The 12,794-nt window shown below is 68.7% G+C and carries 12 protein-coding genes; 7 read left to right on the top strand and 5 right to left on the bottom strand.

All coding sequences use genetic code 11. The annotated features are described in order from the left end of the window. Positions 1–7: 7 nt before the first annotated feature. The 3 genes from HHL11_RS05335 to HHL11_RS05325 are packed head-to-tail and all read left to right on the top strand — an operon-like array spanning position 8 to position 4,278. Positions 8–1,507 (top strand): ABC transporter substrate-binding protein, encoded by a 1,500-nt coding sequence (locus HHL11_RS05335; RefSeq protein WP_169417391.1) that lies wholly within the window; start codon positions 8–10, stop codon positions 1,505–1,507. A 7-nt stretch (positions 1,508–1,514) separates the two neighbouring features. Further along, complete coding sequence (locus HHL11_RS05330) at positions 1,515–2,951, top strand: amidase (RefSeq protein WP_169417390.1); 1,437 nt, start codon at positions 1,515–1,517, stop codon at positions 2,949–2,951. Continuing rightward, the gene (locus HHL11_RS05325; protein WP_169417389.1) at positions 2,941–4,278 is read left to right on the top strand and encodes a tetratricopeptide repeat protein; all 1,338 of its coding nucleotides are present in this window, start codon (positions 2,941–2,943) and stop codon (positions 4,276–4,278) included. Before HHL11_RS05330 ends, HHL11_RS05325 begins: the two co-directional genes overlap by 11 nt. Here the strand turns inward: HHL11_RS05325 and HHL11_RS05320 are convergent. Next, the gene (locus HHL11_RS05320; protein ID WP_169417388.1) at positions 4,233–4,910 is read right to left on the bottom strand and encodes a histidine phosphatase family protein; all 678 of its coding nucleotides are present in this window, start codon (positions 4,908–4,910) and stop codon (positions 4,233–4,235) included. The two genes, HHL11_RS05325 and HHL11_RS05320, sit on opposite strands and share 46 nt — an antisense overlap. Positions 4,911–4,990: 80 nt before the next feature. Here HHL11_RS05320 and HHL11_RS05315 point away from each other — a divergent pair, with 80 nt between their 5' ends. Beyond that, positions 4,991–5,680, top strand: a complete 690-nt coding sequence (locus HHL11_RS05315; protein ID WP_169417387.1) for an alpha/beta fold hydrolase — start codon at positions 4,991–4,993, stop codon at positions 5,678–5,680. On the opposite strand, the gene coaD is transcribed toward HHL11_RS05315, so the two are convergent. The 4 genes from coaD to HHL11_RS05295 all read right to left on the bottom strand — a co-directional run bounded on the left by coaD (position 5,681) and on the right by HHL11_RS05295 (position 9,798). Next, positions 5,681–6,181, bottom strand: a complete 501-nt coding sequence (coaD, locus tag HHL11_RS05310) for a pantetheine-phosphate adenylyltransferase (protein ID WP_169417386.1) — start codon at positions 6,179–6,181, stop codon at positions 5,681–5,683. A 46-nt stretch (positions 6,182–6,227) separates the two neighbouring features. Then, complete coding sequence (gene rsmD / locus HHL11_RS05305; protein ID WP_240980012.1) at positions 6,228–6,827, bottom strand: 16S rRNA (guanine(966)-N(2))-methyltransferase RsmD; 600 nt, start codon at positions 6,825–6,827, stop codon at positions 6,228–6,230. A 187-nt stretch (positions 6,828–7,014) separates the two neighbouring features. After that, on the bottom strand, positions 7,015–8,358 hold the full coding sequence (locus HHL11_RS05300) for a M16 family metallopeptidase (RefSeq protein ID WP_240980011.1): 1,344 nt from the start codon (positions 8,356–8,358) through the stop codon (positions 7,015–7,017). Positions 8,359–8,373: 15 nt separating this feature from the next. Beyond that, a complete protein-coding gene (locus HHL11_RS05295; RefSeq protein WP_169417383.1) occupies positions 8,374–9,798 on the bottom strand; it encodes a M16 family metallopeptidase in 1,425 nt (474 codons plus the stop codon). Between the two features lie 30 nt (positions 9,799–9,828). On the opposite strand from HHL11_RS05295, the gene ftsY reads away from it, so the two are divergent. The 3 genes from ftsY to rpoH all read left to right on the top strand — a co-directional run bounded on the left by ftsY (position 9,829) and on the right by rpoH (position 12,692). Next, a complete protein-coding gene (gene ftsY, locus HHL11_RS05290; protein ID WP_169417382.1) occupies positions 9,829–11,019 on the top strand; it encodes a signal recognition particle-docking protein FtsY in 1,191 nt (396 codons plus the stop codon). A gap of 122 nt (positions 11,020–11,141) precedes the next feature. Further along, complete coding sequence (locus tag HHL11_RS05285; RefSeq protein WP_169417381.1) at positions 11,142–11,585, top strand: Mpo1 family 2-hydroxy fatty acid dioxygenase; 444 nt, start codon at positions 11,142–11,144, stop codon at positions 11,583–11,585. Between the two features lie 171 nt (positions 11,586–11,756). Continuing rightward, positions 11,757–12,692, top strand: a complete 936-nt coding sequence (rpoH, locus tag HHL11_RS05280) for an RNA polymerase sigma factor RpoH (protein WP_169417380.1) — start codon at positions 11,757–11,759, stop codon at positions 12,690–12,692. Positions 12,693–12,794: the final 102 nt, after the last annotated feature.

The following is a 12,794-nucleotide window of genomic DNA, read 5'->3' as shown; positions in this document are numbered from 1 at the left end:
TTTCGCCATGATCAAACGCCGCAGCGTCCTCACGCATTCCGCATCCCTCGCCGCGCTCGCCACCATGCCCATGCACGTGCTGGCGCAGGCCCGCGGGAAGGACCAGATCGTGATGGGCATGGCGCTGGAGCCCAGCCCGGGCCTGGACCCCACCGGCGGCGCCGCCTCCTCCATCGGCGAGGTGACGCTGTACAACGTCTTCGAGCCGCTCACCAAGATCAACCCCGACGGCTCCGTCACGCCGCTGCTGGCCGAAAGCTGGGAGGTCTCGCCCGACCTCACCACCTACACCTTCAAGCTGCGCAAGGGCGTCAAGTTCCAGAACGGCGAGCCCTTCAACGCCCAGGCCGTCAAGTTCTCCTTCGACCGCGCCGGCGGCGAGAAGAGCACCAACAAGGACAAGCGCACCTTCGCGGCGCTGACCACCAAGGTCATCGACGACCACACGGTGGTGATCCTCACCAAGGAAATCGACCCCGACTTCCCCTTCCTCCTCGGCCAGGCCACCGCGGTCATCGTGGAGCCCAAGAGCGCCGACACCAACATGACCAAGCCGGTGGGCACCGGGCCGTTCCAGCTGGAGAACTGGGTCAAGGGCTCGTCGATCACGCTCGCCAAGTGGGACGGCTTCCGCAACGCCAGCGCGATCCGGATCAAGCGCGCCACCTTCCGCTTCATCGCCGACCCCGCGGCGCAGGTCGCGGCGCTGCTGGCCGGCGACATCGACGCCTTCCCGCGCGTCACGCCGCGCAGCGTCGACCAGTTCAAGGGCAATCCGAAGTTCCAGGTCGTCGTGTCCGGCTCGCGCGCCAAGACCATCCTGGCGATCAACAACAAGAAGAAGCCCTTCGACGACGTGCGCGTGCGCCGCGCGATCTCGATGGCCATCGACCGCAAGGCCGTGATCCAGGGCGCCGGCGACGGCTACGGCGCTCCCATCGGCAGCCACTACCCGCCCAGCGCGCCGGGCTACGTCGACACCACGGGCGTCAACCCCTTCAACCCCGAGAAGGCCAAGGCGCTGCTGAAAGAAGCCGGCATCACCGGCCCGCTGAACGTCACCATCACGCTGCCGCCCCCGCCGTATGCGCGCCAGGGCGGCGAAGTGATCGCCGCGGAACTGGCCAAGGTCGGCATCACCGCCAAGCTGGAAAACGTGGAATGGGCGCAGTGGCTGTCCAACGTGTACGGCGGCGCGCACAACTACGACATGACGATCATTTCCCACGTCGAACCCTTCGACCTGGGCAACTTCGCCAAGCCGGACTACTACTGGGGCTACCACTCGGCCAAGTTCGACGAGCTGTACAACAAGTACAAGACCACGGCCAACGCCAAGGACCGCACCAAGCTGCTGGGCGACCTGCAGCGCCTGCTGGCCGAGGACGCCGCCGCCGGCTTCCTGTACCAGCCGCAATGGGTGACGGTGGCCAACAAGAACGTGCGCGGCCTCTGGAAGGACATGCCGATCTTCGCCAACGACCTGTCCGCCATCTACTGGGGCTGATTCCGCGATGACGAAGCAGTCCCCGACCGCGCTGCACGAACTCGGCGCGGCCGAACTGGTGGCGGGCTACCGCCGCCGCGAGTTCTCCCCGGTGGAAGTGGCGCGCAGCGTGCTGGGACATGCGGAGCGCTGGGAACAGCACCTGCAGGCGCTGTTCCTGCTGCGCCCCGAGCGGGTGATGGAGCAGGCCCGCGCCAGCGAAAAGCGCTGGCTGCAAGGCGCGCCGCTGGGCCTGATCGACGGCGTGCCCGTCACGATCAAGGACAACATCGCGACGCAGGGCGACCCCACGCCGCTGGGCACGGCCGCCACTGACATGGCCCCCGCGCTGCAGGACGCGCCGCCCGCGGCGCGCGTGCGCGAACACGGCGGCGTGGTGCTGGCCAAGACGACGATGCCGGACTACGGCATGCTGTCCTCCGGCCTTTCCAGCTATCACAAGCTGGCACGCAACCCCTGGGACTTCAGCAAGACGCCGGGCGGCTCCAGCGCCGGCGCGGGCTCGGCCGCCGCGGCCGGCTACGGCCCGCTGCACATCGGCACCGACATCGGCGGCTCGCTGCGGCTGCCGGCCGGCTGGTGCGGCATCTTCACGCTCAAGCCCAGCCTGGGCCGCATCCCGATCGACCCGCCCTACACGGGGCGCGCCGCCGGCCCGATGACGCGCACGGTGGCGGACGCCGCGCTGTTCCTGGACGTGCTGTCGCGCCCCGACGAGCGCGACAGCATGAGCCTGCCGGCGCAGCACATCGCCTGGTCCGCCTTCGATGCCGGCGTGGACAAGCTGCGCGGCCTGCGCATCGGCCTGCTGCTGGAAGCCGGCTGCGGCCTGGCCGTGGAGCCGGAGGTGAAGGACGCGATCCAGCGCGCCGCGGCGCTGTTCGAGCGTGCCGGCGCCGTGGTCGCGCCCATGCAGCCCTTCATGACGCAGTCCATGCTCGATGGCATGGATCACTTCTGGCGCATGCGCTCGTACGCCGACATGCGCGCACTGCCGGCCGAGACCAAGGCCAGGGTGCTGCCCTATATCCAGCAGTGGGCCGACAGCGCCGCCGGCATGACCGGCGAAGCGGTCTACCGCGCAGTCCACCAGTTCCACCACACGCGGGTGACGACGGTGAACGCCTGCCGGCCCTTCGACTACGTGATCTCGCCGGTGTCGCCGGTGCCGGCGCCGCCGGCGGAGTTCGCGTCACCGACGAACGACCCGATGCGGCCGCTGGAACACATCGGCTTCACCGTGCCCTTCAACATGTCGGAGCAGCCGGCCGCCAGCATCAACTGCGGCTACACGCGCAGCGGCTTGCCGATCGGCCTGCAAATCGCCGGCAAGCGCTTCGACGACCTCGGCGTGCTGCAGGTCGCGCGCGCCTTCGAACTGGTCCGCGAGGGCCAGCGCCCCTGGCCGCAGCCGCCCTCGGAAGCGCTGCACCATGTCGACTGATGCGCTAGGCAACGCCGTCACGCTGGAGCGCGAGGCCAGCCTCGCGCCGGTGAACGACTTTGTCGAAGGCTTCATCGCCAGCGAGGCGCGGGCGGTGAACGTGCTGCAGGCGCAGGACGACCCCGGCGCCATCGTGCAGGCGTACTGCGCGGCGCTGCACATGTTCGCCGAGACCGGCGATGCGCCGCGCAACGCCAGGCCCTTCCTCGAGAAGGCGCAGGCCAGCGCGGCGCGCGCGACGATGCGCGAGCAGCGCTTCGTCGCGGCGGTCGCGGCCTGGGTCGCCGGCGACATCGCGCGCGCGATCGCGCTGCACGAGGAGCAGGCGCGCGCCTTCCCGCGCGACCTGGCCTCGCTGAAGCTGGGCCAGTACCACCTGTTCAACCGCGGCGACGCGCCCGGCATGCTGCGCATCGCGCTGGCCGCCCTGCCCGCGGCGGGCGACGTGCCTTTCCTGCATGGCATGCTGGCCTTCGGCTGGGAGCAGTGCCATTTCCTGGAGCAGGCGGAAGCCTCCGCCCGCCAGGCCATCGCGATGCGGCGCAAGGAGCCCTGGGCCCATCACGCGCTGGCGCACGTGATGCTGACGCAAGGCCGGCTGATCGAGGGCCACGCGTTCCTGCAGGAGGTGAGCTCCACCTGGACCGGGCTCAACTCCTTCATGGTCACGCACAACTGGTGGCACCAGGCGCTGTTCGCGCTGGACCTCGAGCACTTCGAAGAGGCGCTCGCCATCTACGACCAGCACGTCTGGGCCGAGGTCAAGGACTACAGCCAGGACCAGGTGAACGCCGTCTCGCTGCTGGCGCGGGTGGAGTTGGCCGGCGGCAGCGTCGGCAATCGCTGGCAGGACCTGGGCGACCACCTCGCGCGGCGCGGGCACGACCACGTGCTGCCCTTCCTGGACATGCAATACCTGTACGGGCTGGCGCGCGCCGGCCGCGAAGACGAAGCGCGCGCGCTGTTCGCCAGCATGGAGCGCCATGCCGCGCAGCTGCCGGCCGATTCCGCGCCGGCCTGGCAGCGCGTCTGCATCCCGGCCAGCCAGGGCTTGCTGGCGCATGCGCGCGGCGACTGGAAAGGCGCCATCGAAGGCCTGGGCGCGGCGCTGCCGCGGCTGCTGGAGATCGGCGGCAGCCATGCGCAGCGCGACCTGTTCGCGCAGGTGCACCTCGATGCGATGCTGAAGGGCGGCTCGCTGTCCGGCGCGCAGGACCTGTTGCAACAGCAGGTGCGCACCCAGCCGGAATCGCGGCGCTTGAAGCGCCAGGCCGCCAAGGTCTACGCCGCCTTGGGCTTGCCCGCGCTGGCCGCGACCTTCTTCTGATCGTAGACCGGCTGCGGCGGCAGGTCCGCCAGGTGGCGCGTGTCAGCCCAGTGCAGGATGTCGATGGCGCCTTCCTTGCCAACGCGCACCCGGTTGAGGCCCGCGTTGGGGATCTCGCTCTGGCGCGGCCCGCCCAGGCCCAGCGAACGCGCGGTGCGGTAGATCATGTCCAGCACGCCGCCGTGCGTCACCAGCACCATCCGCTTGCCGGCGTGTTGCGCAGCCAGCCGGTGGACGGCTTCCATCACGCGGGTGTGGAATTGGCGCGTGGACTCGCCCTCGGGCATGGCGAAGTCGGGCTCGAAGCGGGTCCAGGCTTCCCATTGGCCGGGATGCTGCTGCTTGATGTCGTCGACGCGCATGCCGTCGACGCGGCCGAAGGACTGCTCGCGCAGGCCGGTGTCGGCCACCGGCTGCAGCGCCAGGCTGGCGCCGATCGGCTGCGCCGTCTGCTGTGCGCGCAGCAGGTCGGACGCATAGAGCGCGTGCGCGCTCTCGCCGGCCAGGCGCGCGGCCAGGCGGCGGGCCTGCTCCAGGCCCATCGCGTTCAGCGCCACGTCCACATGGCCCTGGAAGCGCAGCTCCCGGTTCATGTCGGTCTCGCCGTGGCGGATCAGGACGAGTTCGGTCATTCCACCCCCAACGCATTATTGGTGCCTGCGGGCAGTGCAGAATTCGCGCAAATCAACGAACGGTTCACGGGACCCGCCGAATGGACAGATTGATCCTGATTCCGGGGCTTGCCGGCAACGCGGCCATGTGGCGCGAACAGCTTGCCGGCCTCGCCGACCTGCAGCCCACGGTCACCGACGTGAACATGCGGCATCGCAGCATCGTCGACATGGCCGCGGCCCTGCTGCACGAGCACGAAGGGCGGCTGGTGCTGTGCGGCGCGTCCATGGGCGGCATGGTCGCCATGGAAGCCGCGCGGCTGGCGCCGCAGCGCATCGCCGGCCTGGCGCTGCTCGGCACCAATGCATCGCCCGAGACGGACGACATGCGCCGGCTGCGCGAGGACGCGATCGTGCTGTTCGCGCAGGGCAAGGTGCGGGAGGTCATCGAGCCGAACGTAGCCTTCGCCTTCCATCCGGCCAACGCCGACGCGCTGGCGCAGCCGTACCTGGACTTCGTGCTGGAAGCGGGCGCGGAGCAATTGATCGCGCAGAACCGCGCCGTGATCGCCAGGCCCGATGCGCGGCTGCATCTCGCGAGCCTGCGCTGCCCGGTGCTGGTGATGTGCGGCGAGGACGACCGCCTGACGCCGCCGGAGCATTCGCGCGAGATCGCGCAACTCGTTCCGGACGCGCGGCTGGTGATGGTGCCCCGTTGCGGGCACATGCTGACGATGGAGCAGCCGGAGGTGGTGAACGCCGTCCTGTGGGACTGGCTCACCGCCTTGTAGTCAATCGCGGCCGAGGCTGCGCACCTTTTCGACCAGGCGCTGCTGCACGGTCGGCGAGGTGAACTGGTGGACTTCGCCACCGAGTACCGCGATCTCGCGCACGAAGGTGCTGCTGATGAACTGGTACTTGTCGCTGGGCGTGAGGAACACGGTTTCCACGTCCGGCATCAGGTGGCGGTTCATGCCGGCCAGCTGGAATTCGTAGTCGAAGTCGGTCACGGCGCGCACGCCGCGGACCATGGCCTTGGCGCCGCGGGCGACGACGAAGTCGCGCACCAGGCCCGAGAAACCTTCCACCGTCACCTGCGGATGCCCGCCCAGGGCCTCGCGGGCCATGTCGATGCGCTCCTGCATGGTGAACAGCGCCTTCTTGTGGTGCCCCGCGGCGACGGCCACGATGATGCGGCCGAATAGCTGGCAGGCGCGCCGCACCACGTCCTCGTGGCCCAGGGTCATGGGATCGAAGGTACCGGGGTAGACGGCGATGACGTCGTTGGCCATGGTGGTGCTCTCCTCAATGGCCGCCTCGGCGCATTGCTGCGCTGCATTATGCAACGCGCTGCAACAGGTGGCCGTGCACCGCCCCGGCTCGCGTGTGCCGCAGCAGGCCCAAGCCGTGGCGGCCCACCGCTTCGGCGTTCCATTCGGCCGGCGCTTCCAGGTAGACGTAGCCTTGCGGCGCCAGCGCCGGCAGGGCCGCGGCCAGCGCCTTGTCGAAGAGGTCCGCCTCGAAGGGCGGGTCCAGGAACACCAGGTCCACGCTGGCAGCGGCAAGCGTCGGCAGGACATTCAACGCGTTGCCACGTTGCACGGTGACGTTGGTGGCTTCCAGCTTCCTAGCGACCGCGCGCAGCTGGTCGACCAGGTCTCCCTCCGCTTCGACCAGCAGCACTTCGGCCGCGCCGCGCGAAGCGGCTTCCAGCCCCAGGGCGCCGGTGCCGGCAAAGGCGTCCACGCAGCGCCAGCCTGTGAGGTCCTGGCCCAGCCAGTTGAACAAGGTCTCGCGCACGCGATCAGGGGTGGGGCGCAGGCCGGGGCGGTCGGCCACTTCGAGCCGGGTGCGTTTCCACTGGCCGCCGATGATGCGGATCTGGTGCGGCGCGGTGCGCGCCACGGCGGCGGCGGAACGGGGAATATTGCGAGGCATGGCGCCGAGCATAAAAAAAAAAGGGGCACGGCCACAGGCCGTGCCCCCACTCTCTCCCTGTGAACCAGTCGGAATCCTTGTTCGCCTGGGTTTTGCGTGACAGCGCATCGCCATTGTTCAGGCTTCGCAAAACGTCCGCTTGAAACCCCCTGTCAACATTGACAGGGGCCCACCCGGCAAGAGGGGGTTACTGTCGGGTGGATGCCACGGGGGCGCCCACAACGACCGTCACCATCCGGTCCGGCTGCAACTTTCGTTCGAAGGCCGCCTTGACCTGGGCCGCGGTCACCTTTTCGACCTCCTTGGTCCAGGTGTCCAGGTAATCCAGGGGCAGGTCGTTCCAGGCGATGTTGGCCAGGTTGTCCAGCAGCTTGCTGTTGCTGTCGATGCGCAGCGCGAAGCCGCCGATCATGAAGTCCTTGGCCGCCTTCATTTCCGCCTCGGTCGGCCCTTCGGCGACGAAGCGCCGCAGCACGTCGCGCGACACCTGCACCGCCTGGGCGGCCTGGTCGGGGCGCGTCTGCAGGCCCAGCGTGAAGGCGCCGGCGTGCATGCCGGGATTGAAGTAGCTGTAGACGCTGTAGCTCAGGCCGCGCTTTTCGCGCACTTCCTGCGACAGGCGCGACACGAAGCCGCCGCCGCCCAGGATGTAGTTGCCCACCAGCAGCGGGAAGTAGTCCGGGTCGGAGCGCTTGTAGCCCGGCTGGCCGATCAGCACCTGCGCCTGCGCGGCCTGGAAGGGGATGTCGCGCTCGGCTGCGGCCTTCAGCGCGGGCACCTCGGGCACCGCCGGCAGCGGCGTGCAGCTGCCCGCGGGCAGCCGCGCCAGCAGCGCAGTGGCGATCTGGTCGGCCTGTGCCTTGTTGACGGCGCCGACGATGCTCACCTTGGCCCGGCAGGGCTGGACCAGCTTGTAGACCTCCTTCATGTCGGCCACGGAGATGTGCGACAGCGACTCCTCGGTCGTTTCGTAGCCGTAGGGATGCCCGCTGTACACGGCCTGCGAGAAGGCGCGGCCGGCCACGGTGCCGGGGCGCGTGTTGGCCTCGCGAATGGAGGCGGACAGGCGCTGGCGCTCGCGTTCCCAGATGTTCTCGGGGAAGGAGGGCTCGCCCAGCTGGCGCGCGGCCAGCGCCACGGCCTTGGGCAGCAGGTCGGGATAAGTCAGCGAGCGCAGGGTGAAGCTCATGCGGTCCGCGCCGGCGCTGGCGCCGAAACCGGCGCCCAGGTCGGCCCAGGCCTCGGACAGCTGGTTCTCGTCCAGCGCCGGCTGGCCGTCGCGGGCCAGCAGGCCCTTGGACGTCATTTCCGCCGTGACGCTGGCCAGGCCGGCCTTGTCGGCCGGGTCGCGGCGGTCACCGGCGTCGAAATCCAGCTCCACGTCGACGATCGGCAGGCTGGGGCTTTCGACCAGGAAGACCTGCGCGCCGCTGGCTTGCTGCCATTTCTGGATCGGCAGGGCGGCATGCGCCGGCGCGGCCAGGCTGGCGGCCACGAAGGCGGGCGCCGCCCACTTGAAGAGGGTGTTCATCGTTCGGGTCATGGCTTATTCGTGGTGGATCTGGACCGTCGGCGTGCGCGGCTTGCGGTTCGGATCGACGGGCAGCGGGCGCAGCACGCCCACCGTGAGCTGGTCATCGCCGAAATACTTGGCGGCGACCGCCTTCACTTGGTCGGCGGTGACGGCGCGCAGGCGATCCAGCAGGCGCTGGTCGGCGTCGAGCGGCAGGCCCACGATCCAGTTGCCTCCCAGTTCGCGCGCCTGGTTCATCAGGGAGTCGAGCTTGTAGACCTCGCCGGCGACCCAGCGGACCTTCACGCGATTCAGTTCGGCCTCGCTGACGCCATCACGCGCCACCTTGGCGATCTCGGCGCGCAGCGCCGCTTCCACCTGTTCCGGGGTCTTGCCCTTGGCGGGCACCCCGGTCATCGTGAACATCTGCGGCCCACGGCCCGACAGGCCGTTGCCGGCGCTGACGCTGTCGGCCACGCGGTCCGGGCCCTGCGTCAGGGCGCGATCGAGGCGCGCGCCTTCGTAGCCATCGAGCACGGCGCCCAGCACCGTCAGCGCCAGGGCGTCATTGGTTTCCACCGAGTTGTCGAAGTTGCGCAGCTGCGGCACCTTGAAGGCCAGTGCGACGTAGGACTGGTCGGCCGGCGCCTTGAAGTCCAGGCGGCGGATGCCGTGCTGCTCCGGCTCCTCGCGCGGCTTGCGCGTGGGCACGGCGTGCGCGGGGATGCTGCCGTAGTACTTGTCGACCAGCTGGCGGACCTTGGCGACGTCGACGTCGCCGGCGATCACCACCGCGGCGTTGGCCGGCACGTACCAGCGCTTGTAGAAGTTGCGGGCATCGTCCGCCTGCATGGAATCGAGGTCGCTCATCCAGCCGACCACCGGCCGACGGTAGGGCGAAGCCATGTAGGCCTCGGCACTGAGCTGCTCGAACAGCTGCGCGCGCGGGTTGTCATCGGTGCGCATGCGGCGCTCCTCCTTCACCACCTCCAGCTCGCGCTTGAATTCGTCGTCCGGCCACTGATTGTGGGCGAAGCGGTCGGATTCCAGCTTGATCACGTCCTCCAGCCGGGAAGCGGGGATCTGCTGGTAGAAACCGGTGTTGTCGCGGGTCGTGAAAGCGTTCTCGCGGCCCCCCAGGGCGGCCACGCGGCGCGAGAATTCGCCCGGCTTCACGTCCTTGGTGCCCTTGAACATCATGTGTTCCAGCATGTGGGCGAGGCCTGTGGATCCATCCACTTCGTCCATGGAACCCACTCGGACGTAGACCATGTGGACGGCCGTGGGCGCCCGGCGGTCGGGCTTGATGATCACCGTGAAGCCGTTGGGCAACTGGTATTCGACGGGTTTTTCCTGGGCCGGGGGCGGGCCGGAGATCTGGGCCGGGGCGGAAGTTGCCGAGAGAAGCGCCAAAGTTGAGAAGAGGGGGAGGACAAAAGCGCGCAGATGCCGTTTCATAGAATCAGTGTGATTCAAGATCGGGTTCCGATGTTCAGTTTCTTCCGCAAAAAAGCTCCGCCGGCGCCGCCGCCCGAGCAGAAACCGGCCACGCCGGCATCCACGCCCGCGCTGGCGCCCGCTCCGGTCGTGGCGCCCGCGCCAGCCCCGGTTCCGGCCCCAGCGCTGGCCCCGGTCCCGGCTTCGGTGCCCATTCCGGTCCCAGCGCCGGTTTCGGCCCCGGTTTCGGCCCCTGCCCCTGCGCCAGCCCGGACCGGCTCCCTGATCGGCAGCCAGCTCGGCGCCGCCCTGGAAATCCCCGCGCCGGCGCCCGTCGCGCCCGAACGGCAAAGCTGGCTGGACCGCCTGAGCGCCGGGTTGCGCAAGACCGGCTCCAATATTTCGCAGGTCTTCACCGGCGCCCAGATCGACGACGCGCTCTACGAGGAGCTCGAGACGGCGCTGCTGCTGGCCGACACCGGCGTGGCCGCCACCGAATTCCTGCTGGCCGAGGTGAAGCGCAAGGTGGCCGCCACCGGCGCCACCCGCCCGGTGCAGGCCAAGAACATCCTGGTGGACGCCCTCACCCAGCTGCTCAAGCCGCTGCAGAAGGAGCTGGTGATCGGTGAGCACCAGCCCACCGTCATCATGGTGGCCGGCGTCAACGGCGCGGGCAAGACCACCTCCATCGGCAAGCTGACGAAGCATCTCGCCGACGCCGGCGAGACGGTGCTGCTGGCCGCGGCCGACACCTTCCGCGCCGCCGCCCGCGAGCAGCTGGCCGTCTGGGCCGACCGCAACCGGGTGGAGATCGTCAGCCAGGAAGGCGGCGACCCGGCAGCCGTGAGCTTCGACGCCGTTACGGCGGGCCGCGCGCGCAAGAAGGACGTGGTCATCGTCGACACCGCCGGCCGCCTGCCGACGCAGCTGCACCTGATGGAAGAACTGCGCAAGATCAAGCGCGTGGTCACCAAGGCCGAAGCCAGCGCGCCGCACGAGGTGCTGCTGGTGATCGACGGCAACACCGGCCAGAACGCCTTGCAGCAGGTGAAGGCTTTCGACGGCACGCTGCAGCTCACGGGCCTGGTCGTCACCAAGCTCGATGGCACGGCCAAGGGCGGCGTGCTGGCGGCCATCGCGCAGGAGAAGCCGATCCCGGTCTATTTCATCGGGGTGGGCGAGAAGCTGGAAGACCTGGAGACCTTCGACGCGCGGGAGTTCGCGCTGGCGCTGTTGTCGTAAAACGGCGCGGCGCGGGTGCCGGCCGTGGTGGTGACGGCCAGGATGTCGCGGTCTTTACAGCCGTCCATGGCGCGGCCTTCCACAATGGTCCCATTGTCCCGCCGTCCGCAGGAGAGCGAAGCATGTCCACGATGATCGAAGCCCGCAAGGTCGACCAGCTGCTGACGCACTACGAAGAGAGCCACCGCAACCCGGCCAACGAGCGCATCCACTTCGTGGCCATCCCGCTGATCATGCTCAGCCTGCTGGGGCTGCTGGCGGCCATCCACCCCTGGGTGCCCTACGCCTTCGTGCTGGCCAGCATGGCCTACTACGCCCGGCTGTCCACGGTCTTCCTGGCGGCCATGACGCTCCTGTCCCTGGTCGGCCTGGGCCTGGTCCATGCCATGGGCGACCAGGTGCTGGCCATCTCGGCCGCCATCTTCGTGGGCGCCTGGATCGCCCAGTTCGTGGGCCACAAGCTCGAGGGCAGGAAGCCGTCCTTTTTCGAGGACTTGCAGTACCTGTGGGTCGGCCCCATCTTCGTCCTGAGCAAGTTGTTCCTGAAGCTGGGCATCCGCTGGTAAGCGCACGCTTACGGCTCAGCTACGGCCGGCCGGCCGTCGGGTTGCCACCCCTTGCTCATTCTCGGGTAAACAAGGGATTACCCGGAATCGGCTATTCTGACTACGGAACCCAAGCCTTAGCACTCTCTCTAACAGAGTGCTAATATGAAAATGAAGGAAGGAGTTTCGGTCATGTCCTCAACCATTGGAACCGCAGGAACCACCGCGCTGGCTGTCGCCAACCCGTGGGCCGTCGTTCCGTCGCTGGGCAACCTGGACGCCTACATCTCGGCGGTCAACCGCCTCCCGATGCTGACGCCCGAAGAGGAAGTCGAGTACGCGAAGAAATACCGCGAGACCAACGACCTGGAAGCCGCCGGAAAGCTGGTGCTGTCGCACCTGCGGCTGGTCGTGTCGGTGTCCCGCAAATACCTGGGTTACGGCCTGCCCCACGGCGACCTGATCCAGGAAGGCAACATCGGCCTGATGAAGGCCGTGAAACGCTTCGACCCCAACCAGGGCGTGCGCCTGGTGAGCTACGCGCTGCACTGGATCAAGGCGGAGATCCACGAGTACATCCTGAAGAACTGGCGCATGGTCAAGGTCGCGACGACCAAGGCCCAGCGCAAGCTGTTCTTCAACCTGCGCTCGATGAAGCAGGGCTTCAAGGACGACGCCAACGCGGAAACGCACCGCGACACGCTGACGGACGCCCAGATCGAAGTGATGGCGCGCGAGCTGAACGTCAAGCGCGAGGAAGTCATCGAGATGGAAACCCGCATGTCCGGCGGCGACGTCATGCTGGACCCGGGCCCGGGCGATGACGGCGAGGAGTCCTTCGGCCCCATCGCCTACCTCGCGGACGCTTCGCACGAGCCGACGGCGGAACTGGAGAACCGCGAGCGCGACACCATGGCCAGCGACGGCATCGCCGCGGCCCTGGAGCAGCTCGACCCGCGCAGCCGCCGCATCGTCGAAGAGCGCTGGCTCAAGGTCAACGACGACGGCTCCGGCGGCATGACGCTGCACGAACTGGCCGCCGAATACGGCGTGTCGGCCGAGCGCATCCGCCAGATCGAATCGGCGGCCATGAAGAAGATGAAGAAGGCACTGGCGGCATACGCTTAAGCCTGCGCCCTGCCCCGACGTGAAAGCCCGGCCCCGCCGGGCTTTTTCGTTGTGGGAGCGCGCCAAAGCAGGGCCCGCGCGAGCCAAAACAGGTGCTGAACT

Source organism: Ramlibacter agri (assembly GCF_012927085.1).
GTDB classification, from domain to species: Bacteria; Pseudomonadota; Gammaproteobacteria; order Burkholderiales; family Burkholderiaceae_C; genus Ramlibacter; species Ramlibacter agri.
The sequence above is the reverse complement of the archived record's forward strand: the minus strand, read 5'-3'. Positions and strand labels throughout refer to the sequence as shown.

Bases quoted from the DNA above. Each gene is read 5' to 3' on its own strand.
- HHL11_RS05335 (WP_169417391.1), top strand. From the start codon at position 8: ATGATCAAACGCCGCAGCGTCCTCACGCATTCCGCATCCCTCGCCGCG.
- HHL11_RS05330 (WP_169417390.1), top strand. From the start codon at position 1,515: ATGACGAAGCAGTCCCCGACCGCGCTGCACGAACTCGGCGCGGCCGAA.
- HHL11_RS05325 (WP_169417389.1), top strand. From the start codon at position 2,941: ATGTCGACTGATGCGCTAGGCAACGCCGTCACGCTGGAGCGCGAGGCC.
- HHL11_RS05320 (WP_169417388.1), bottom strand. From the start codon at position 4,910: ATGACCGAACTCGTCCTGATCCGCCACGGCGAGACCGACATGAACCGG.
- HHL11_RS05315 (WP_169417387.1), top strand. From the start codon at position 4,991: ATGGACAGATTGATCCTGATTCCGGGGCTTGCCGGCAACGCGGCCATG.
- coaD (WP_169417386.1), bottom strand. From the start codon at position 6,181: ATGGCCAACGACGTCATCGCCGTCTACCCCGGTACCTTCGATCCCATG.
- rsmD (WP_240980012.1), bottom strand. From the start codon at position 6,827: ATGCCTCGCAATATTCCCCGTTCCGCCGCCGCCGTGGCGCGCACCGCG.
- HHL11_RS05300 (WP_240980011.1), bottom strand. From the start codon at position 8,358: ATGAACACCCTCTTCAAGTGGGCGGCGCCCGCCTTCGTGGCCGCCAGC.
- HHL11_RS05295 (WP_169417383.1), bottom strand. From the start codon at position 9,798: ATGAAACGGCATCTGCGCGCTTTTGTCCTCCCCCTCTTCTCAACTTTG.
- ftsY (WP_169417382.1), top strand. From the start codon at position 9,829: ATGTTCAGTTTCTTCCGCAAAAAAGCTCCGCCGGCGCCGCCGCCCGAG.
- HHL11_RS05285 (WP_169417381.1), top strand. From the start codon at position 11,142: ATGTCCACGATGATCGAAGCCCGCAAGGTCGACCAGCTGCTGACGCAC.
- rpoH (WP_169417380.1), top strand. From the start codon at position 11,757: ATGTCCTCAACCATTGGAACCGCAGGAACCACCGCGCTGGCTGTCGCC.